This is a genomic window from Duganella sacchari (assembly GCF_900143065.1).
In the GTDB taxonomy this organism is placed as follows: Bacteria; Pseudomonadota; Gammaproteobacteria; order Burkholderiales; family Burkholderiaceae_D; genus Rugamonas; species Rugamonas sacchari.
In genome coordinates this window covers 1-20,851 of record NZ_FRCX01000015.1, presented here as the reverse complement: position 1 = coordinate 20,851, position 20,851 = coordinate 1, and the positions used below count along the sequence as shown (strand labels likewise).

The 20,851-nt window shown below is 62.6% G+C and carries 18 protein-coding genes; 13 read left to right on the top strand and 5 right to left on the bottom strand.

What is annotated here, in order from left to right:
* Position 1 precedes the first annotated feature (1 nt).
* From thiS to BUA36_RS25670, 10 genes are all read left to right on the top strand, one after another.
* Complete coding sequence (gene thiS, locus BUA36_RS25715) at positions 2 to 205, top strand: sulfur carrier protein ThiS (RefSeq protein ID WP_072788945.1); 204 nt, start codon at positions 2 to 4, stop codon at positions 203 to 205.
* Between the two features lie 12 nt (positions 206 to 217).
* Positions 218 to 997, top strand: coding sequence for a thiazole synthase (locus BUA36_RS25710; RefSeq protein ID WP_072788943.1), 780 nt, complete (start codon positions 218 to 220; stop codon positions 995 to 997).
* Positions 994 to 1,794 (top strand): bifunctional hydroxymethylpyrimidine kinase/phosphomethylpyrimidine kinase, encoded by an 801-nt coding sequence (thiD, locus tag BUA36_RS25705; protein WP_072788941.1) that lies wholly within the window; start codon positions 994 to 996, stop codon positions 1,792 to 1,794. Before BUA36_RS25710 ends, thiD begins: the two co-directional genes overlap by 4 nt.
* Before the next feature lie 20 nt (positions 1,795 to 1,814).
* The gene (thiE, locus tag BUA36_RS25700) at positions 1,815 to 2,432 is read left to right on the top strand and encodes a thiamine phosphate synthase (RefSeq protein ID WP_072788939.1); all 618 of its coding nucleotides are present in this window, start codon (positions 1,815 to 1,817) and stop codon (positions 2,430 to 2,432) included.
* Between the two features lie 71 nt (positions 2,433 to 2,503).
* Positions 2,504 to 3,136 (top strand): ANTAR domain-containing response regulator, encoded by a 633-nt coding sequence (locus BUA36_RS25695; protein ID WP_072788937.1) that lies wholly within the window; start codon positions 2,504 to 2,506, stop codon positions 3,134 to 3,136.
* A 207-nt stretch (positions 3,137 to 3,343) separates the two neighbouring features.
* Entirely contained in the window at positions 3,344 to 3,796 is a 453-nt protein-coding gene (locus BUA36_RS25690) for a response regulator (protein ID WP_072788935.1), read from the top strand.
* 110 nt (positions 3,797 to 3,906) lie between these two features.
* Positions 3,907 to 4,839: a Gfo/Idh/MocA family protein gene (locus BUA36_RS25685; protein ID WP_072788932.1), complete on the top strand. Its 933-nt coding sequence runs from the start codon at positions 3,907 to 3,909 to the stop codon at positions 4,837 to 4,839.
* A gap of 34 nt (positions 4,840 to 4,873) precedes the next feature.
* Positions 4,874 to 5,980 carry an S-(hydroxymethyl)glutathione dehydrogenase/class III alcohol dehydrogenase gene (locus BUA36_RS25680; RefSeq protein ID WP_072788930.1) on the top strand — a complete coding sequence of 369 codons (1,107 nt, stop codon included), beginning with the start codon at positions 4,874 to 4,876 and terminating at the stop codon, positions 5,978 to 5,980.
* Positions 5,981 to 6,065: 85 nt separating this feature from the next.
* The gene (locus BUA36_RS25675) at positions 6,066 to 8,000 is read left to right on the top strand and encodes a M56 family metallopeptidase (protein WP_072788928.1); all 1,935 of its coding nucleotides are present in this window, start codon (positions 6,066 to 6,068) and stop codon (positions 7,998 to 8,000) included.
* Positions 8,001 to 8,136: 136 nt separating this feature from the next.
* Entirely contained in the window at positions 8,137 to 10,434 is a 2,298-nt protein-coding gene (locus tag BUA36_RS25670; RefSeq protein ID WP_072788926.1) for a UvrD-helicase domain-containing protein, read from the top strand.
* Here the strand turns inward: BUA36_RS25670 and BUA36_RS25665 are convergent.
* Genes BUA36_RS25665 through BUA36_RS25650 form a run of 4 tightly spaced genes read right to left on the bottom strand, consistent with a single transcriptional unit; the run spans position 10,370 to position 13,709 of the window.
* Positions 10,370 to 11,533: an acyltransferase family protein gene (locus BUA36_RS25665; RefSeq protein ID WP_072788924.1), complete on the bottom strand. Its 1,164-nt coding sequence runs from the start codon at positions 11,531 to 11,533 to the stop codon at positions 10,370 to 10,372. The two genes, BUA36_RS25670 and BUA36_RS25665, sit on opposite strands and share 65 nt — an antisense overlap.
* The gene (locus BUA36_RS25660; protein ID WP_072788922.1) at positions 11,530 to 12,300 is read right to left on the bottom strand and encodes a BPSS1780 family membrane protein; all 771 of its coding nucleotides are present in this window, start codon (positions 12,298 to 12,300) and stop codon (positions 11,530 to 11,532) included. Before BUA36_RS25660 ends, BUA36_RS25665 begins: the two co-directional genes overlap by 4 nt.
* A complete protein-coding gene (locus BUA36_RS25655) occupies positions 12,300 to 13,256 on the bottom strand; it encodes a homoserine kinase (protein ID WP_072788920.1) in 957 nt (318 codons plus the stop codon). The genes BUA36_RS25660 and BUA36_RS25655 overlap by 1 nt, the downstream gene beginning before the upstream one ends.
* A gap of 51 nt (positions 13,257 to 13,307) precedes the next feature.
* A complete protein-coding gene (locus tag BUA36_RS25650) occupies positions 13,308 to 13,709 on the bottom strand; it encodes a hypothetical protein (protein ID WP_072788918.1) in 402 nt (133 codons plus the stop codon).
* A gap of 200 nt (positions 13,710 to 13,909) precedes the next feature.
* Here BUA36_RS25650 and polA point away from each other — a divergent pair, with 200 nt between their 5' ends.
* From polA to BUA36_RS25635, 3 genes are all read left to right on the top strand, one after another.
* Positions 13,910 to 16,669, top strand: a complete 2,760-nt coding sequence (polA, locus tag BUA36_RS25645; protein WP_072788915.1) for a DNA polymerase I — start codon at positions 13,910 to 13,912, stop codon at positions 16,667 to 16,669.
* A 55-nt stretch (positions 16,670 to 16,724) separates the two neighbouring features.
* Positions 16,725 to 17,609, top strand: a complete 885-nt coding sequence (locus BUA36_RS25640; RefSeq protein WP_072788913.1) for a dienelactone hydrolase family protein — start codon at positions 16,725 to 16,727, stop codon at positions 17,607 to 17,609.
* Between the two features lie 164 nt (positions 17,610 to 17,773).
* On the top strand, positions 17,774 to 18,478 hold the full coding sequence (locus tag BUA36_RS25635) for a ZIP family metal transporter (protein WP_084560359.1): 705 nt from the start codon (positions 17,774 to 17,776) through the stop codon (positions 18,476 to 18,478).
* Between the two features lie 60 nt (positions 18,479 to 18,538).
* Here the strand turns inward: BUA36_RS25635 and BUA36_RS25630 are convergent.
* Positions 18,539 to 20,851 (bottom strand): papain-like cysteine protease family protein (locus BUA36_RS25630; RefSeq protein ID WP_307188249.1); only part of this gene is annotated, 2,313 nt, incomplete at its 5' end.

Genomic DNA, 20,851 nt, shown 5'->3' with positions numbered 1-20,851 from the left:
CATGATTGAGATTGAATTGAACGGCGCCCCGCACCTGGTGCCGGCACAGCACTCGCTGCATCAACTGATCGACGCCTTGAACCTGACAGGGCAGGCGCTGGCGCTGGCGGTCAACCGCAACGTGGTGCCGCGCCAGCAGTGGCCGGAGCGCCTGCTGCAGGCGCAGGACAAAGTGGACATCGTACGCGCCATCGGTGGCGGTTAACTGGAGACGGAAATGAGTGACGTATTAACGATCGCTGGCAAGCAATACAAGTCGCGGCTGCTGGTCGGCAGCGGCAAGTACAAGGATTTGCAGCAGACCCGCGAAGCCACGGATGCGGCGGAAGCGGACATCATCACGGTGGCGATCCGCCGTGTGAATATCGGCCAGGACCCGAAGGCGCCCAGCCTGCTGGATGTGCTGCCGCCGTCGCAGTACACCATCCTGCCGAATACCGCCGGCTGCTACAACGCCAAGGATGCCATCTACACGCTGCAAATGGCGCGCGAGCTGCTCAACGGCCACAAGCTGGTGAAGCTGGAAGTGCTGGGTGACGAGAAGACGCTGTTCCCCAATATGCCGGAAACGCTGGTCGCCGCCGAAGCGCTGGTGAAGGACGGCTTCGACGTCATGGTGTACTGCAGCGACGACCCGATCCAGGCGCGTATGCTGGAGGAGATCGGCTGCGTGGCGGTGATGCCGTTGGCGTCGCTGATCGGCTCCGGCATGGGCATCCTGAATCCGTGGAACCTGTCGCTGATTATCGAGCAGGCCAAGGTGCCGGTGCTGGTGGATGCCGGTGTCGGCACGGCTTCCGATGCGGCGATCGCCATGGAACTGGGCTGCGACGGGGTGTTGATGAACACCGCCATCGCTGGCGCGCAGGACCCGGTGCGGATGGCGCGCGCCATGAAGCTGGGCGTACAGGCGGGCCGCGAGGCTTATCTGGCGGGGCGGATTGCGCGCAAGTTTGCGGCATCGCCATCGTCGCCGATGGCTGGCCGGCTGGCATGACCTCCAGCGGGCGGCCTTGCGTGCTGGTGTTTGCCGGACTCGATCCGTCCGGCGGCGCTGGCCTGATCGCGGATGCGCAGTCGGTGGCGGCGCAGGGCGCGCATGCGCTCACGGTCTGCACCGCGCTGACGGTGCAGGACAATGACCGCGTCTACGGCGTACAGCCGGTGGACGCGGACATGCTGCTGCGCCAGGCGCAGGTGCTGGCCGACAAATGCGTCATCAGCGCGGTCAAGATCGGCATTACCGGCAGCGCCGCCAACGCGCGCGCGATGGCGGCATTTATCCAGCAGTTGCGCGCGCGCCAGCCGGAACTGCCGGTGGTGCTGGACCCGGTGCTGGCCAGCGGCCATGGCGATCTGCTGTCGCGTGACGACGCAGTGCAGTCATTGGCGCCGTTGCTGCCGCTGACCACCGTGCTCACGCCCAACGGACCGGAAGCCCTGGCGCTCAGCGGCGCCACGCAGGCGGATGCGCAGGCACAGGCGCAGGCGCAGGCGTTACAGGCACGCGGCTGCCGCCATGTGCTCGTCACCGGTGGTCATGGCGACGGCGACGATGTGGTCAACCGCTGGTATGGCCCCGACGCCAGCGCCGGCCCGGTCAACACCTGGCGCTGGCTGCGGCTGGCCGGCGAGTTCCATGGCAGCGGCTGCACGCTGGCGGCCGCCATCGCCGCCCAGCTGGCGTTGGGCCTGCCGACCGCTGTCGCGCTGGAAAACGCCCAGCGCTATGTCTACCACGCATTGCGCGATGCGTATGCCATCGCCGATGGCCAGCGCATCCCGCTGCGCTAACTTTTGAACGAAAGCCCTCCATGCAAGGACTCTATCTCGTCACGCCCAACTGGGACGACACCAGCCGTATGCTGCAACTGAGCGAAGAGGCGATGAAGGCCGCGCCCATCGCCATGCTGCAATATCGCCACAAGGAAGCCGGCCCCGTGCTGCGTCACGAACAGGCCAGCGCGCTGCTGGCCCTGTGCCGCCGCCACCGCGTGCCCTTCATCGTCAACGACCATGTGGACCTGTGCACCGAGCTTGACGCCGACGGCGTGCACCTGGGCGGTACCGATGCCGAGGTGGCGCAGGTGCGCAAGCGCCTGGGCAAGGGCAAAATCATCGGCGCCTCGTGCTACGGCGACATGCTGCGCGCACTGAACGCGCAGGAGGCGAGCGCCAGTTATGTGGCGTTTGGCGGCTTTTACCCGTCGCGCGTGAAAAAATATGCGGTGACCACCTCGCCGGCCATCCTTGACCAGGCCCGTACCGTGATCCAGGTGCCGACCGTGGTCATCGGTGGCATGACGCCGCAGAACGCCGCGCCGCTGGTCGAACGCGGCGCCAATATGGTGGCGGCCATCAGCAGCGTCTATCAAGCCGAAAGTGTGGCGCAGGCAGTGGGTCAGTTTCAATCGCTTTTCGCTGGGCGATAAAAACGCTTGAAGTGTGGACGGATTTCGGTTTTATAATGGGGCGTTAGTATCACACTAAGGTTTCCGCCCCTATGACTGCATCCGTCCCTGCACCGAAACGTCTCGTTCTCATCGTTGACGACGATCCCCTGCTGCTCGACTTCCTTGGCGAAGTGCTGGGCCATGCCGGCTACGAAGTAGTCAAGGCATCCTCGGCGGAGCAAGCCCTGCAGTCGATTGCACAGCGCGAGCCGGACCTGGCCCTGCTGGACATCCACATGCCCGGCATGAATGGCCTGGAACTGGCCAAGCAGCTGCACGCCACCAGTTCGGTGCCATTCATGTTCCTGTCCGGCCGCGGCGACGCCGACGCCGGCAAGCAGGCCGCCTCGTATGGCGCGGTGGGCTTTTTGGTCAAACCTGTGGATGAAAAACATCTCATGCCAGCGTTTGCTGCCGGTCTGGCGCGGGCGGATGAGATCCGCCAGTTGCGCCGTACCGAGCTGAACCTGAACGCGGCACTGGCGGCGGGCCGTGAAACCAGCCTGGCGGTCGGCTTGCTGATGTGTAAATTCCAGACGGACCGCAACACCGCGTTTGAAGTGCTGCGCGACCATGCACGCTCCAACCGCCGTAAAGTGAATGAAGTTGCAGATCAGTTGCTGGCAGCAGAAGAAACGTTGAACAGCTTGCATGCCGCCTTCAGCAGCCGTCTGAAAAAGTAAACGTTCAGGACAATTTTTCTTGTCGTACGGCATTTTTGTTATACACTGTCGACTGAGCGGCGGATAAGCCTTATCCGCCCGCCTCAATCGCGGCAGCGCCTCAATTCGCACCTGCCGCTTCCATGGCCGCCTGTTCCCCGCGCCACGCCTCATTCCTTCGGCCCAACTCCGCCGAGCTTGTATTCAGCTTTCCAAGCGGAGACCGTCATGACCAATGATTTCCCTACGAGCAGCTATCGTCCCTTTACCGAAGAGAGCGGTGGCGCAATTGGTTTTTCCATTTTTGCCGCCGCGCCGCGTGTGCTGCATATCGATAGCGACCACGATGCCGCGCTGGTGCTGGCGGCCCTGCTGGTGCCGGAAACCCAGGTAACCCACGTGCCGACCATGGCCGCAGCGCAGGAACTGCTGCAGCGCGAAAAGTTTGCGCTGGTGGTGCTAGACCCGGACCTGCCGGACGGCGATGGCGTCGACCTGCTGCACGAAGTGCGCGCCATGCAGCGCGAAGCGCGGGTGCTGATGTACTCGGCCCGCCATCCCGAACAGCACTACGCCGGCAATGCCTTCCTGCCCAAGCCGTGGACCTCGCCGCGCCAGCTGTGGCGCACCGTGTCGGATTTGCTAGGCATCGGCCCGGCGATGCCGGTTGAACCCCAATAATCGCAACATTGATCATCTCTACACGCTGACGTCGACCAGCGCTTGTTTTACGCTGGGGTGAGGTGATAGGCTGCTGTTCGGCCTGATCCTCCTCACCCAAGAAGAACACCATGACGTCAGCTATCAAACTCGCCATCGTTGGCGTCGGCAAGATCGTGTACGACCAGCACGTGCCGGCGATTGCGGCGCGGGCCGATGATTTCTCCCTGGTCGCCACCGCCAGCCGCCACCACACCATCGACCACATTCCCGGCTTCACGAGTATTGAGGCGATGCTGGCGGCCCATCCCGATATCGACGCCGTTTCGCTGTGCATGCCGCCGCAGTACCGCTACGCCGCCGCGCGTCAGGCGCTGGCCGCCGGCAAGCATGTCCTGCTTGAAAAGCCGCCCGGCGCCACGCTGTCGGAAGTGGCCGACCTGGCGGCGTTTGCCGCTGAAAAAGGCGTCACCCTGTTCGCCAGCTGGCACTCGCGCCATGCGCCCGGCGTGCAGCCGGCCAAAGCCCATCTGGCGGCGCATGTGCCCACTGCCGTGCAGGTGCGCTGGAAAGAAGACGTGCGCCAGTGGCACCCGCACCAGGACTGGATCTGGCAGGTGGGCGGCCTGGGCGTGTTCGATCCCGGCATCAACGCGCTGTCCATCCTGACGGAGATCCTGCCGTCGGCCATGTTCCTGACCCAGGCCACGTTGTCATTCCCGGAAAACCGCGATGCGCCAATCGCCGCGGACCTGCATTTCCAGGATGCCGCAGATATCAAGGTGCATGCCGAATTCGACTGGCGCCCGACTGCCCAGCAAGGCTGGGACATCATCGTCACCACCGTCGGCGGCGAACTGCGCCTGACCGATGGCGGCGCGCGCCTCTGGATCAACGGCGCCGGGCAGGCACTGGCGCAGGAAGCCGAGTACCTGTCGCTGTACCGGCGCTTTGCCGCACTGATCCGCGCCGGCCAGTCGGACGTCGATGTCGCGCCATTGCGCCACGTGGCCGACGCCTTCATGCTTGGCCGGCGCAAAGCGGTCGCCGCTTTTTACGACTGATTTGCTATGATGGCGGATCACCGAAAGGAGCATCATGAAAACTAAAGCAGCCGTTGCATGGCAAGCGGGCAAACCCCTGACGATTGAAGAAGTCGAACTGGGCGGCCCACGCGAAGGCGAGGTACTGGTCGAAATCAAGGCCACCGGCATTTGCCACACCGATTACTACACGCTGTCGGGCGCCGATCCGGAAGGGATCTTCCCGGCCATCCTGGGCCATGAGGGCGCGGGCGTGGTGGTGGACGTGGGACCTGGCGTGAAATCGCTCAAGAAGGACGACCACGTCATTCCGCTGTACACGCCGGAATGCCGCCAGTGCAAATTCTGCCTGTCGCAAAAGACCAACCTGTGCCAGTCGATCCGCTCGACGCAGGGCAAGGGCCTGATGCCGGATGCGACCAGCCGCTTCTCGATCGACGGCAAGCCGATCTACCACTACATGGGCACCTCGACCTTCTCCAACTACATCGTGGTGCCGGAGATCGCGCTGGCCAAGATCCGCCCGGACGCGCCGTTCGATAAAGTTTGCTACATCGGTTGCGGCGTCACCACCGGCGTCGGCGCAGTGCTGTTCACCGCCAAGGTGGAAGCGGGCGCCAATGTGGTGGTGTTCGGCCTGGGCGGCATCGGCCTCAACGTGATCCAGGCGGCCAAGATGGTGGGCGCCGACAAGATCATCGGCGTTGACATCAATCCGGGCCGCGAAGCGATGGCGCGCAAGTTCGGTATGACCCACTTCATCAATCCCAACGACGTCGAGAACGTGGTTGACCACATCATCCAGCTCACCGACGGCGGCGCCGACTACAGCTTTGAGTGCGTGGGCAACACCACCTTGATGCGCCAGGCGCTGGAGTGCTGCCACAAGGGCTGGGGCAAGTCCATCATCATCGGCGTGGCGGCAGCGGGCCAGGAAATCTCGACCCGTCCGTTCCAGCTGGTGACGGGCCGCGAGTGGAAGGGCTCGGCGTTTGGCGGCGCGCGCGGCCGTACTGACGTGCCGAAGATCGTTGACTGGTACATGGAAGGCAAGCTCAACATTGATGATCTGATTACCCACCGCCTCAAGCTGGAAGACATCAACCAGGGCTTCGACCTCATGAAGAGCGGCGAATCGATCCGCTCGGTGGTGCTGTACTAAAATCCACCGCGATGGATGTAGAAAAAAAGTTCTAGACTTCACGATCTAGATAATTTATTCTACATCCATCGACTCGGAGGACGGCATGGATTTCACTTTCATTGTCGGCTGGGCGCTGCTGCATTTCCTGTGGCAGGGCTTGCTGATCGGCTGGAGCGTGGCGCTGGCCATGTTCTTGCTGCGCAAGGCACGTCCGCAGACGCGCTATGCCGTTGCCTGCGCTGGCCTGCTGCTGTGCGCGGCGTTGCCGCTGTCCAGCATCATCGTGCAGGCGCTGGATGCGCGCGCCGCTGGCGGCACCTCGGCCGTCACCACGCTGGTGCTGAGCGCCACCGGCCAGGGCGCCGATGGCGCTGCCGCCATCACATTCGTCACCGATTCCACACTGAACGCTGTACAGGAACTGCTGCGCCGGCAGCTGCCATGGATCGTCGGCCTGTGGCTGGCCGGGGCCGCGCTGATGGCGCTGCGTCTTGCGGTCGGCCTCAAATGGGTGGCCGACCGCACCCGTCCCGACGAATACAGCCGCAATCCGTACTGGCAGCGCCGCCTGTCCGAACTGGCGCGCCGCTTTGGCATCGAGCAGCATGTGCGGCTTGGTGTGGTCGACAGGCTGGACAGCCCGATCACGGCAGGCTGCTGGAAACCCATCGTACTGGTGCCGGCCGCGCTGGTCACCGGCATGCCGGCGGACTTGCTGGAAGCGCTGCTGGCGCACGAACTGGCGCACATCAAGCGCCATGATTACCTGGTCAATCTCGTGCAAAGCACGATCGAGATCATCCTCTTCTACCACCCTAGTGTTTGGGCTATATCGCGCAGGATCCGGAACGAGCGAGAACAAATCGCCGACGACCTGGCTGTCGAGATGCTCGGTCAGCCCCAAAAGCTGGCGCAAGCCCTGTCGCAACTGGACCAGTTCCAGTTCGATACAACACAATTAGCCCATGCGGCTCACGGAGGAAATCTCATGTCTCGTATTAAACGCCTGCTGCGTCCCGATGTTGAACCGGTCAGCTGGAAAATGGCCATCCCGCTGGCAGGCCTGTTGGCAGCCGGTACTGTGTTCTATGTCCAGGCCGCACCGCAACCGTCCGAACCGCCAGCGCCGCCCGCCGTGGTGGCGCCGACGGCACCGGCGGCCCCTCCAGCGCTGCCGGCCGTGCCCGCCGAACCAGCAAGCCCCGCTGTGCCGGCCCTGCCCGCGATTCCAGCCCTGCCGGCGGCGCCGCCCAAGCCACCCAAGCCAGCGAAAGTTCCGCGCGTTGCCAGCGGCGATGACAGCCGCAGCTACGTCATCGTCCGTGGCGGCAAGGACACCATGACCGTCTCCGCCAACACACGCGATATCCGCAACGTCTCGCGGCTGCGTGAGCGCGTGAAAGGCGACTTCCTGTGGTTCCGCGAAGGCGACAAGACCTACCTGATCCAGGACGCCGCCGTGCTGGCCAAGGTTGACGCCGCCTGGACGCCGGTCAACACCATCGGCGAGCAGATGAACGAGCAGGGCAAGAAAATGGAAGCGCAGGGCAAGATCATGGACGCGCTCGGCGAGCAAATGGACGCCGTGGCGCACAAGGCCGAAGCCGGGACGGAGCGCGACATGCAAGCCCAGCAGCGCAAGATGGAGCAGGTGGCCCGCGAACAGGACGCCATCGCGCGCCGCATCGAACGCGCCTCACGCGAACTGGCGCGCGACAGCAGCGAAGAAAAGGTGCGCGCATTCCAGAAACAACAAGCCAGCCTGCAGGCGGAAATGGCGCCATTGCAACAAAAGATGGCCGATTACCAGCGCGAGATGGCGCCGCAGATGGCAAAGCTGCAAGCCATGCAGGAACCGATGCGCGCGCTCAACCAGAAAATGGCTGAGGCTAGCCGTCCCATGGGCGAGCTCAACCAGCGGATGGGCGAGCTGAACGTAAAACATGCCGAAGCCGTACGCGAAGCAGAGCGCGCGCTGCGTGCGCTGATGCAGGAAAGCATGCAGAACGGCAAAGCCGTGCCCACGCCCGCCGCCTAAAAATCCGGGGTCAAAATCCGGGGTCAGTTCTTGCAATCCAACACGGGCTCTGCTTTAGCGGCCGCTAAAGCAGAGCCAGTGTTGGATTGCAAGAACTGACCCCGGATTGAGCGCGGGTCCCCGGTATAATCACGGGATGCAAAATCTTCTCCATAATCTCAACGATGAACAGCTCGCTGCTGTTACCTTGCCTTCGCAGAGCGCCCTGATCCTGGCGGGCGCCGGTTCCGGCAAAACCCGCGTCCTGACGACCCGTATCGCCTGGCTGATTCAAACCGGCCAGGTGTCGCCTTCCGGCATCCTGGCCGTGACCTTTACCAATAAGGCCGCCAAGGAGATGCTGACCCGTTTGTCGGCGATGTTGCCGATTAATACACGCGGCATGTGGATCGGTACTTTCCACGGCCTGTGCAACCGCCTGCTGCGCACCCATCACCGCGACGCCGCGCTGCCGCAGACGTTCCAGATCCTGGATACGCAAGACCAGCTGTCGGCCATCAAGCGCCTGCTCAAGGCCAATAATGTGGATGACGAGAAGTTCCCCGCCAAGGAGGTGATGTATTTCATCAACGGCGCCAAGGATCAGGGCCTGCGAGCGGACAAGATCGACCCGTACAACGCGGACGAGCGCAAGAAGGTCGAGCTGTACCAGCTTTACGACGACCAATGCCAGCGCGAAGGCGTGGTGGATTTTGCCGAGCTGCTGCTGCGCACCTACGAGCTGCTCAGCCGTAACCAGCCGCTGCGCGAACACTACCAGCAGCGCTTCCAGCACATCCTGGTCGATGAGTTCCAGGATACCAATGATCTGCAATACAAATGGCTGAAGCTGCTCTCGGGCCACGGTGGCCAGCAGGGCGGCGTGCTGTTTGCCGTCGGCGACGATGACCAGTCGATCTACGCTTTCCGCGGCGCCAACGTCGGCAATATGAGCGCGTTCGAGCGTGAGTTCAACGTCAGGAATCTGATCAAGCTGGAGCAGAACTACCGCTCGCATGGCCACATTCTGGACGCCGCCAACGTGCTGATCGCCAACAACAGCAAGCGCCTGGGCAAGAATCTGCGCACCGATGCCGGTCACGGCGAGCAGGTGCGCGTCTACGAAGCCAACTCCGACCTGTCCGAAGCGGCGTGGATTATCGAAGAAACCAAGAACCTGATCCATGACGGCGCTTCGCGCAGCGAGATCGCGGTGCTGTACCGTTCCAATGCGCAGTCGCGCGTGATCGAGCATGCGCTGTTCTCGGCTGGCATTCCGTATCATGTGTACGGTGGCCTGCGCTACTTCCAGCGCGCCGAGGTCAAGCACGCCATCGCCTACCTGCAGCTGATGGACAATCCGCACAACGATTCCGCCTTCATGCGCGTGGTGAATTTCCCGGCGCGCGGCATTGGCGTGCGTTCGATCGAGACGCTGCAGGCGGCGGCCGACCAGTACGGCATTTCGCTGTACGCGGCGGTACCCTATGTGACGGGCAAGGCGGGCACCTCGCTGGCCGGCTTCGTCAAGCTGGTCGAAGGCGCGCGTTTTGAAACCCAGCAGATGGCGCTGCCGGAACTGGTGCGCGTGGTGCTGGAACAGTCCACGCTGCTGGCCCACTACGCCACCGAAAAAGAAGGCGCCGACCGCATCGAAAACTTGGAGCAGATGGTCAGCGCCGCCACCCAGTTTGTGTCGGAAGAAGGCTATGGCCAGGGGGCGCCCGCGCATCTGGGGCCGCAGGCGCAGGCAGCGTCGGGCGACGCCATCCTGAATGCCGATGGCGTCGAGATTCTGGATGCGGATGCGCCGCTGTCCACCGTGATGTCGCCGCTGTCGGCCTTCCTGTCGCATGCCTCGCTGGAGGCAGGCGACAACCAGGCCACCGCAGGCCAGGAAGCGGTGCAGATGATGACGGTGCACTCGGCCAAGGGCCTGGAATTCAACAACGTCTTCATCACCGGTCTGGAAGAGGGCTTGTTCCCGCACGAGAGCAGCTCGCGCGAGCACGACGGCGTGGAAGAGGAGCGCCGCCTGATGTATGTGGCCATCACGCGCGCGCGCCAGCGTCTGTACCTGAGCTTTGCCCAGACCCGCATGCTGCACGGCCAGACCCGCTACAACATGAAGTCGCGCTTCTTTGATGAGTTGCCGGAAGATGCGCTGAAATGGCTGACGCCGAAAGTCCAGCCGAACTGGTTCGGCGGCCGCAAGTCGGCCTGGGATGAAGCGCCGCTGGTGGGCTCGGATAACGCGATTGCGCAGAAGTTCGCCAGCAAGGCCATCGCGGGCTCAGGCTGGCGCATCGGTGAATCGGTGGCCCACGCCAAGTTCGGCGAAGGCGTGATTGTGAACATCGAGGGCAGCGGCAATAACGCCCGCGCCCAGATCAATTTTGGTGCTGCCGGGATGAAGGTGCTGGACCTGAGCGTTGCCAAGCTGGATCGTCTGTAACCGCAGTCTCCACCACATGCAGCCGCCGGCCTGACAGCTGGCGGCGCATGGCGCGCATGGCCGGCGCTTCCACCAGATGCCAGCTCAGCATGGCCATCGGTATGGTCAGGCCGATGCCGGCCGCGATCATGGGCAGGGCGGTCATGGACGGAATGGCCGCTTTCAGCATGGTCATGATGGGCCAGTGATAGAGGTAGATGCCGTACGAGTAGTCGTGGCGGCGCAGATAGGCCCAGCGCTGCATGCGCGTGCTGCCTGCCCAGAGCGCCAGCGCGGTGCAGACCAGCGCCAGGCCGAACCAGGTGAAGCCGGTTGGTCCCATCGATGCGGTGCGGGTCCAGTTGATGGCGACAAACACGACGGCGCACGCGGCTTGCACCGGCCCCACGCGCAACTGCGCGGCCAGCGAGCAGCACAACATCCCCACCAGGAACATCGACCACAGCTGGGTTTCCCAGACATAGCCGCTGGCGACGTCGGGGAACAGCTGCGTCGCCAGCAGCAGGAAGGCGGCGCAGCCCATGAACCACTGGCGCAGCGGCAGCGCCGCAGCCATGCCCAGCAGCGCGACCATCACATACATGCGGCCTTCCCAGAACAGCGTCCACAGCGGCGCGTTGATGGCTTGTCCGCCCAGTACGCCGTTGATATGCCATTCGGTGTCGGGAATCACAAAGCGCAGGCCATGCAGGCCCACATTGGCGAGGATGTATTGCCAGGTGTCGCGGCTGAAGATGCCATGGGCTTCCGGTGCGGAAAAGAACAGCACGGCGCACAGCGTCATCAGCGGCACGCACACCGCCAGCGCCGGCAGCAGGCGCGCGGCGCGGCGTGCGGCAAAACGGCCCAGGTGCGGATCGTTGATCCAGCTGCGCGTGACAAAGAAGCCGCTGATGAGGAAGAACACGGCCAGCGCCAGGCGGCCGGTATCGGCGGCCGGGTAGAACAGCTTGCCCAGCGGCTCTAGCGACGGAATGGTGCCGGTGGTCATATAGGCGTGGAAATAGACCACCGTCAGCGCCGTTGCCAGCCGCACCAGGTTGAAGCCGTTATCGCTGGCGTCCGCGGCTTCCGCCAGCGTCCGCCGTGGCGTGCTCAAGGCGTCTCCTTGGACCGTGCCGGCGAGGCGTCCGGCGTGCCGAAGATCTGGCGGTAGCTGGCATACAGCGTGCAATGCATCAGCACTATCATCATCAGGAAGATGGTGAAGATGGCCGTCAATTCAATTTGCGCGGAACTGAACAGCAGTACCGGAATGGCCGTCAGGATCTGGAACATCAGGAACAGCGACACGGCCGTGGTCAGGAAGGCCTTGATGTCGCGGCTCACCGTGACCACGCTGAAGAACAGCGCTTTGCCAAGCGTCATTTTCTGCCAGTAGATCAGCGGCGCGGCCAGGCAGCTCAGCATCCAGCCGACCATGTACACCACCGACGAAATGAACAGCGCGCTGCGCGATTTTTCAATGAGCTCCTGGTCCATCGGAATCTGGCGCGTGGCCATTTTGAGCAGCACACCATCGTCGAGCAAGGTCAGCAGCATCATCGACAGCATCATCACCAGCAGGTAGATCACGCCCAGCAACAACAAGGGCTTGCGCACCGGCTTGCGGAAACCGGCCAGCGCCAGGTTCGGCAATGCGCGCTGGCCCTGGTCGATGTCGGCGCAGGCTTGCAGCAGCGCCACGCTGAACAGCGGCGCCAGCACCACAGGCGCCATGCCGCCCACCAGGGGAATGAACAGCGACAGCATGGCGATGAACATGCAGCTGAAGAACAGGGCCATCAACGCGCCCGGCTGCTTGCGGAATACGTCCAGACCTTGCTTCACCCAGAGCCAGCCGACGCGTGCGGGGAGTTTTTCCATCAGAACAGCTCCGGCGCCGGGGTGGCGATGCGTTCCCGCAGGATGCGCTCGAAATGGCCGGGATCGTGCGGTGTCAGGATTTCCGCTTCGCGCGGACGATAGTAGTCATACAGGCGCGACAGCCAGAAGCGCAGCGCGCCGGCGCGCAGCATGGTCTGCCAGGCGTGCTGTTCGGCTTCGGTGAACGGCCGCACGGCATGGTAGGCGTCCAGCATGGCGCGCACACGGGCCGCATCGAGTACGCCGGTGTCGAGGTCGATGCACCAGTCGTTGACGGTGACGGCCACATCGAACAGCCAGGTGTCGCAGCCGGCAAAGTAGAAATCGAAGAAGCCGGTCAGACGTTCGCCCTCAAACATCACGTTGTTGCGGAACAGGTCGGCGTGCACGGGACCGCGCTGCAACTGCTTATAGGTTTCGCAGGCGGCAAAGGTTTCCTGGTAGTGCACTTCGGCCTTGAGCAGCTGTGCCTTGTCGGCCGGAATATAGGGCAGGACCTCGGGCGTGGTTGCATGCCACCATTCCAGCCCGCGCAGGTTGGGCTGCTGGAGTGGGTAGTCGCGGCCGGCCAGATGCATTTTCGCCAGCATGGCGCCCACTGCGGCGCAATGCACCGGCTGCGGCGCCATTTGCGAGCGGCCGGCGAGCTTGGTGACGATGGACGCGGGCTTGCCGTGCAGTGCAACGATCAGCTCGCCTTGGTCGTTGGCGATCGGGGCCGGCACCAGCACACCGTGGGCGGCCAGGTGGTGCATCAGCTTGAGGTAAAACGGCAGCTGCTCAAACGACAGGTTTTCAAAGAGGGTGAGCACATACTCGCCACGTTCGGTGGTGAGGAAGAAATTGCTGTTCTCGATGCCGGAACTGATGCCTTTGAGCTCAAGCGCCTGGCCGAGCGGGAATTGGGTGATCCACTGGGAGACATCGTCCAGCGATACCGGGGTAAAGACTGCCATGTGCGAATAGGGTGGTTGGTGACGGCCTGCGGCGTGCAGGCCGGCGTAGGGTTATTTGGCGGCAGGCGGAGATGGCGGCGCGTTGGTTTCCGGCGCGCTGTCTTCGTCTGTGGTTTTCTTTTTCTTCTTGCCGATGTCAAATTCCATGATCGTCCATTGCGGGCCGCGGTTGCTGCTGCCCAGTGCATCACCGGGCAGGGCGGTGCCGGCCGGGTGGTTGGGACGTAGGGTGTAGGTGCTCGGGCCGCTTTTGACGGTCGCTTCGGTCACGTTGCCGCTGTTGTCGCGTTTTTCCGTGATTTTGCCTTCGGTGCCGGGTTTGGCGGTGACAGTGATGGGATCGTCGGCAATTTCTTCGATTTTTTCCAGCTTGGGCGGCGCCTGGCTCGGAGTCGACTGTGCAAACGCCGCATGGGCGACCAGTGTCAGGAGGAGAACGGAAATGCGCTTCATGATGGATCGCCTTTAGCAGAGAAAAAGCCGCAGAATTTTTATGTATGGTCCATTGTAACAAACAGACACGCATCGCTGGGCTTTCCCTCTGTGGTCGGGGCGGCTATTGTCGTTGTGAAAACATTGTGGCGCCGGCGGCGGGGGACCAAAACCTGCGATAATGTTGCATTCAAGGCCAAGCACCCTCATCTAGTTTCCCTATGCAAAATACCCTGTTGTTAGTAGACGGCTCCAGCTATCTTTACCGCGCGTTCCACGCGCTGCCAGACCTGCGCAGCCCGGACGGCCATCCGACCGGCGCCATGCACGGCATGGTCAATATGCTGCGCCGTCTGCGTGCGGACTTTCCGGCCGCCTACATCGCCTGCGTGTTCGACGCCAAGGGCAAGACTTTCCGTGACGAGATGTACCCGGAATACAAGGCCACGCGTGCGTCGATGCCGGACGACCTGCGCCTGCAGATCGAGCCCATCCACGAGGCGGTCAAAGCCATGGGCTGGCCGATCCTGATGGTGGAAGGCGTGGAGGCGGACGACGTGATCGGTACGCTGTCGGCCGATGCCGCCAAGGCCGGCATGAATGTGGTGGTGTCCACCGGCGACAAGGATCTGGCGCAGCTGGTCAATCCGCAAGTCATGCTGATCAACACCATGACCAACGAGAAGATGGACGAGGCGGGCGTGCTGGCCAAGTTTGGCGTGCCGCCCAACCGCATCATCGACTACCTGACCCTGATCGGCGACACCGTCGACAACGTGCCGGGCGTGACCAAGTGCGGTCCGAAAACGGCGCTCAAGTGGCTGACCCAGTACGACTCGCTGGACGGCGTAATGGCCAACGCCGCCAACATCACCGGTGCGGTCGGCCAGAACCTGCGCGACGCGCTGGAATGGCTGCCGAAAGGCCGCGAACTGATTACCGTCAAACTGGACTGCGACCTGTCCGGCCACATGGTATCGATCACCGAATCGCTGACCGCACGCGCTGAAGACAAGGAAGCGCTGCAGGCGTTCTTTGCCAAATACGGCTTCAAGACCTTGCTGCGTGAACTGAGCTCCGCTGCCGGCGCCGCCGCGCCCGCCGCCAAGGCTGCGCTGGACGCACCGGTCGGCGGCGCCGTGTCCGCCACCGGCGACCTGTTTGCCGAGCCGGTCGCCACCGAGTACGAAACCGTGCTGACCGAAGCGCAGCTGGACAGCTGGATCGCCAAAATCAATACCGCCGAGTTGACCGCCGTCGATACGGAAACCACCTCGCTGGAGCCGATGACGGCGCAGCTGGTCGGCATTTCGCTGTCGGTCAAGGCGGGCGAAGCGTGCTACATCCCGGTGGCGCACGCCTACCAGGGCGTGCCGGTGCAGCTCGAGCGCGAACACGTGCTGGCCCGGCTCAAGCCATGGCTGGAAGACGCCAGCAAGCTCAAGGTCGGCCAGAACCTCAAGTACGACAGCCATATCTTTGCCAACCACGGCGTGCGCCTGCAAGGCATCCATCACGATACGCTGCTGGAATCGTACGTGTTTGAATCGCACCGCACGCACGACATGGACAGCCTGGCGCTGCGCCACCTGAACCACACCACGATTCCGTTCTCGGATGTGTGCGGCAAGGGCGCCAGCATGATTACCTTCGACCAGGTGGCGCTCGACCGCGCCACCGCCTACGCGGCGGAAGATGCCGACATCACGCTACGCCTGCACCAGAACATGATTGGTGAAGTGGAGAAGGATGACAAGCTCAACTTCATCTACCGCCAGATCGAACTGCCGACCGCCGTGGTGCTGCAGAAGATCGAGCGCAACGGCGTGCAGATCGACGCTGCGCTGCTGGAGCAGCAGTCGGCTGAACTGGGCGCGCGCATCGTCGAGCTGGAAGCCAAGGCGCACGAGCTGGCGGAGCAGCCGTTCAATCTGGGCTCGCCCAAGCAGATCGGCGAGATCTTCTTTGAGAAGCTCAAGCTGCCGGTGGTGAAGAAGACCCCGAGCGGCGCCCCGTCCACCGACGAGGAAGTGCTGCAAAAGCTGGCGGAAGACTACCCGCTGCCGAAAGTGCTGCTGGAATACCGCAGCCTGTCCAAACTCAAGTCGACCTATACCGACAAGCTGCCGAAAGGGATCAACAAGGACACGGGGCGTGTGCACACCAACTACGCGCAGGCGGTAGCGGTAACGGGCCGTCTGGCGTCCAACGATCCCAATCTGCAGAACATCCCGATCCGCACCAAGGAAGGCCGCCGCATCCGTGAAGCGTTTGTGGCGCCGGCCGGTTCGCACATCGTCTCGGCCGACTATTCGCAGATCGAACTGCGCATCATGGCGCACATTTCGGAAGACGAGAACATGCTGCGCGCGTTTGCCGATGGCGTGGACATTCACCGCGCCACTGCCGCTGAAATCTTTGGCGTGGCGCCGGAATCGGTCGAGAGCGAGCAGCGCCGCTACGCCAAGGTGATTAACTTCGGCCTGATCTACGGCATGAGCGCCTTTGGCCTGGCGGGCAATCTGGGCATCGAGCGTGCCGCAGCGCAGAGCTATATCGAGCGTTACTTCGCGCGCTTCTCGGGCGTCAAGCAGTATATGGACGACACGCGCCTGCAAGCCAAGGCGCGCGGCTATGTGGAAACTGTGTTTGGCCGCCGCCTGTGGCTGCCGGAGATCAATTCGCCTAACGGCCCGCGCCGCCAGGGCGCCGAACGCGCCGCCATCAACGCGCCGATGCAAGGCACGGCGGCGGACCTGATCAAGCTGTCCATGATCGCAGTGCAGGACTGGCTGGAAACCGGACAGCTGCAGACCAAAATGATCATGCAGGTACACGACGAGCTGGTGCTGGAAGTGCCGGACGCGGAACTGGAACTCGTCAAGCAGAAGCTGCCGGAACTGATGGCCGGCGTGGCCAAGCTGAAAGTGCCGCTGATTGCCGAAGTGGGCGTCGGCAGCAATTGGGATCAGGCACACTAATCCGTCGTCCCCGCGCCTGCGGGAATGACGCTTCTTCTACAAACGGAGGGTAGGTATGGACGATTTGATGCGTGATGCGGAGAGTTTGCTGGATAAAACCAGTTTGTCGGATGGCCTTGACCGCCGTGACTTTCTCAAGGTCGCACTGGGTAGCGGCTTTGCCGCCGCGACCTTGCCGGTGATGGCGCAAAACGTCGTCAAGACCGACACGGCCGGCCTGACCGCTGGCACCATCACCGTCACCGTCCATGGCCAGAACGTGCCCGTCTACCGCGCGCAGCCGGAAGGCAAGACCAAGCTGCCGGTTATCCTGGTGGTGTCGGAAATCTTCGGCGTGCATGAACACATTGCCGACGTCGCACGGCGCTTTGCCAAGCAAGGCTATCTGGCGCTGGCGCCGGACCTGTTCGTGCGCCAGGGCGATGCCACCAAGGTGGCCTCCATCGCCGATCTGCAGCGCGACATCATTGCCAAAACCCCCGATGAGCAGGTGTTTGCCGACCTCGACGCGGTGGTGGATTGGGCCAGGACCAACGGCGGCAACGGCGACAAAATCGCCATCACCGGTTTCTGCTGGGGCGGCCGCATTACCTGGCTGTATGCGGCGCATAACCCTGCGATTAAAGCCGGCGTGGCGTGGTATGGACGGCTCAAGGGGGACGTCAACGCCAACTTTCCCAGGCACCCAATCGATGTTGCTGGCACTCTGAAAGTCCCGGTGCTGGGCCTGTACGGCGCCAAGGACACAGGTATTCCGCAGGACTCGGTTGCGGCCATGGAAACGGCGCTGGCGCTGGGACCGAGCAAATCGGCGTTTGTGATCTATCCCAACTCTGGCCATGCCTTCCATGCGGACTACCGACCCAGCTATGTGGAGGCGGATGCCAAAGATGGCTGGCAGCGTACACTAGCCTGGTTCAGGCAAAACGGCGTTAATTGACGGGTTTTTAAGCAGAAAAGCATGCCGGGCGGTAAAATAGCGCCCCGGCTTGCGCAGCAGCGTGCGCGGCTCCAGGTACCAGAGGCTATAACATCGATCCCGTACTCATTTCCATATTGTTAGCGACCACACTGGCTGGCGTAGTGAGCATCACTGCGGCAGCCGTGTTCTCGTTTACGCTGCTGTCCAAAGTCGTCGAGCGCATGGTCAGCCTGTCGGTTGGCATTATGCTATCGACTTCGCTGCTGCATGCCTTGCCGGAGGCGTTTGAATCGCAGGCCAGCGCGCGCAGCCTGTTTGCCACCCTGCTGGGCGGCCTGCTGGCGTTCTTCCTGCTTGAAAAGCTGGCCATCCTGCGCCATTCGCACCATCATGAGCATGACGGCCACCACCACCATCACGGCCATGACAAGAGCGAGGCCGGCAAGGCGGGCTGGATGATCCTGGTGGGCGATGGCATGCATAACTTCACCGACGGCATCCTGATTGCGGCAGCCTTCCTGGCCAACCCGGAACTGGGCCTGGTGACCGGCCTGGCCATCATCGCGCACGAGATCCCGCAGGAGATCGGCGATTTCATCGTGCTGCTGAATGCGGGCTTCTCGCGCACACGCGCCTATGTCTACAACCTGCTGTGCAGCCTGCTGGCGATTGCCGGCGGCCTGCTGGGCTACTACACGCTGGACCGCGCCAGCAGCCTGATTCCCTATGTGCTGGTGTTTGCCTCGTCCGGCTTCATCTATATCGCCGTCAGCGACCTGATGCCGCAGATGCAGCGCCGTGCGACGCTGCGCGAATCCGTGCCGCAGGTACTGCTGATCGCCACTGGCGTGGCCATTGTGGTGTTCCTGGTCGGCGGCCATCACTGATACACAAGCTCCGGGACAGCGCTGCTGATGCGTGCGCTGCCCCGAAGGCGATTCCACTACTTAGTCCACTAACGCATCCGCTGGCGTTGCACCGCCGGACAGTTTGAAGATCTTGTTTTCAAACAGGTCTTTGGGACCGCTGGCGTACGGCGTACCTGTCTTCCAGAAGTCGAGCAGCTTCATGCACTGGTCTATCGCATCGCGGCTGCCGGTTAATGGGTTGAAGGTCTCCAGCTTGCCGGTATCCAGTTTGCTGGCGTCGAAGTTGTCGTACTTGTCGTGATCGGCATGGTTCTGTCCTTTATAGCAGTGGAAGTTCTCGACGTCGCCATACTTGCCGTACGTGCCGGGCTTGAACTGGTCCGTTTTGCCGGCAAGCAGATCGCCCGGATTCAGCAAGGTGCGTTTGACATGGCCTTTGGCATACGAGTCCTGGATCAGGTGCAGCAGGGACCCAATCGCACGGCGGCCGTTGTTGACGGCGACGTAGCTGGTGCCGCGGTTGATCAGATAGCCGATGGTTTGCGTCTCGGACGGCGTGCTGGCAGCGGTGAAGAATGTATTCATCGAATAGGTGCTGGCGCCAAACGCGCTGGTGACCGGAATCGACTTCAGCGTATCGCCAGCGGAAATGCCTTCGCCGACCGCAAACTTGTACATGGTCTCGGCCCACAGCAGGATCTTGGCGCGCGTGTCCTTGGGATCTTCGCCGACGGCCGACGCCATGGCGTGCACAAACTGCAGGTCCCAGTAATGCGAGCGCCCCGTGAGGTTGTTGAGATCATTGCTGGCAGCTTTGGCGGCGGCATCAAAATGCTTCTTCCAGGTGATGCCGCTGGAGAAGTCCCAGTTGTCCCATTTGTTATCGTCGAACAGCAGTACTTCGGGATCGTCGTTCCAGAATACGCCGCGCAGGAATTCATTGACGTCCTGTGGCGAACCGACCTTGGTCCCGGCGGGAACGATCTTGCTGGTGCAGTTGATCAGCGCCGCCAGCGAAATGTTCTCGTGGATGGGCTGGTTGATATTCCACGGTCCTTGCACCTGGTAGCCTTCACCCGATGGCTGGATCGCCTGTTCAAAGTGGACGATTTGAACAAATAGCTGATCGTCGGCATTGTCGGTCACCATTTGTTCGAACACGTCGATGAAGTCGAGGAAGTTCTCCGTTTCTTCATTGCCCGTGGCGGGGTTGACGAAGATGAACTTGGTGCCCGTGCCATTTGGCGTGCCCGTGCCGGTGATCCTGGTCAGGATGCGCGCATGCGGCGAGAACGGCCCGGTGGTCACGGAGGAGTCGGTGGTCACCCACAGCGGTCCGTAGGTAGTGAGCCAGTCGATGTACTGCTGCAGCGTGTAGTTGGCGGGCGCCTCGCCGGTCATCTTCAAGGTCGAGATGAAATCGGCTTTCTCGCTGGAGACCAGGCCCTGGTTATTCAGGTACTTTTGCAGATACACATCGCCCGCCTCCGTCATGACGTCCTTGACGGCCATGACTTTGTTGCGCTTCCAGCCGACCATGATGGCGGCGGCTGTCGCCCAGCAGGTATTGCTGCTGTCCTGCTTAAGCCTGGGCACGATGCCATCGGCTTTGGCCAGCACATTGTCGCCATTGCCACCGCTGATATCGACGGATTCCGCATTGCCTTCGGCGTCGATTTTCTGCGCCTTGACGTCCTTGCCTTGCTCGACTGCCTTGACTGCCGCATCGGTGAGCGTGGGCTTGGTGGGCTTGGCTGCCTCCGCTTCTTTCTTGGCAGTTTCGCCGCCGTCGATCTGCTGCTGCAAATGTTCTTTGACCAGCTTGCCGTAGTCGTCCTGGTTGATGGCGCCGCTGGCTTTGGCCGACTTGAGCGAATCCATGATCTTGTCGGAGTTCTGCGTATTGTGGGCCTGCATCGCCATGTCCTTGGCCATCTGGGCGAAGGCCTTGGCGTTCTCCTGGTTCGACAAATAGGTCGCCATGACGTTTTTCTGGTTGCCGTCGAGCCCCGTGATGTCCTTGAACACATCGCTCTTGCCCAGCAGCTCCGACAGGCCAGCCAGGCCCGCGCCTGGTGCTGGTGTCGCTGGCGCGTTCTGGATGCTGACCAGCGGCGTGGTGAAGTCCTTGAATGCCGCCTTCCAGTCGGTGACCTGCGGGGTCGGCGTCTGCACCGGCAGGAACGCGGTGGGCTCGTCGGTGTTGGGCAAGCGGTTCCAGTCCTGCAGGCGATCGGTCTCGATTTTTTCGCAGGCATTGCAAGCGCCTTGCACCGCCTCGGCAAACACCCCGCGCGACGGTACGCTGATGCGGTAGGGCGGCACCGGCGTCAGCGGCTGGTAGTGGTCCATCAGGGAGATATCTTCCGGTTCGCCTTCCTCGTTGGTCTC

Bases quoted from the DNA above. Each gene is read 5' to 3' on its own strand.
- thiS (WP_072788945.1), top strand. From the start codon at position 2: ATGATTGAGATTGAATTGAACGGCGCCCCGCACCTGGTGCCGGCACAG.
- BUA36_RS25710 (WP_072788943.1), top strand. From the start codon at position 218: ATGAGTGACGTATTAACGATCGCTGGCAAGCAATACAAGTCGCGGCTG.
- thiD (WP_072788941.1), top strand. From the start codon at position 994: ATGACCTCCAGCGGGCGGCCTTGCGTGCTGGTGTTTGCCGGACTCGAT.
- thiE (WP_072788939.1), top strand. From the start codon at position 1,815: ATGCAAGGACTCTATCTCGTCACGCCCAACTGGGACGACACCAGCCGT.
- BUA36_RS25695 (WP_072788937.1), top strand. From the start codon at position 2,504: ATGACTGCATCCGTCCCTGCACCGAAACGTCTCGTTCTCATCGTTGAC.
- BUA36_RS25690 (WP_072788935.1), top strand. From the start codon at position 3,344: ATGACCAATGATTTCCCTACGAGCAGCTATCGTCCCTTTACCGAAGAG.
- BUA36_RS25685 (WP_072788932.1), top strand. From the start codon at position 3,907: ATGACGTCAGCTATCAAACTCGCCATCGTTGGCGTCGGCAAGATCGTG.
- BUA36_RS25680 (WP_072788930.1), top strand. From the start codon at position 4,874: ATGAAAACTAAAGCAGCCGTTGCATGGCAAGCGGGCAAACCCCTGACG.
- BUA36_RS25675 (WP_072788928.1), top strand. From the start codon at position 6,066: ATGGATTTCACTTTCATTGTCGGCTGGGCGCTGCTGCATTTCCTGTGG.
- BUA36_RS25670 (WP_072788926.1), top strand. From the start codon at position 8,137: ATGCAAAATCTTCTCCATAATCTCAACGATGAACAGCTCGCTGCTGTT.
- BUA36_RS25660 (WP_072788922.1), bottom strand. From the start codon at position 12,300: ATGGAAAAACTCCCCGCACGCGTCGGCTGGCTCTGGGTGAAGCAAGGT.
- BUA36_RS25655 (WP_072788920.1), bottom strand. From the start codon at position 13,256: ATGGCAGTCTTTACCCCGGTATCGCTGGACGATGTCTCCCAGTGGATC.
- BUA36_RS25650 (WP_072788918.1), bottom strand. From the start codon at position 13,709: ATGAAGCGCATTTCCGTTCTCCTCCTGACACTGGTCGCCCATGCGGCG.
- polA (WP_072788915.1), top strand. From the start codon at position 13,910: ATGCAAAATACCCTGTTGTTAGTAGACGGCTCCAGCTATCTTTACCGC.
- BUA36_RS25640 (WP_072788913.1), top strand. From the start codon at position 16,725: ATGGACGATTTGATGCGTGATGCGGAGAGTTTGCTGGATAAAACCAGT.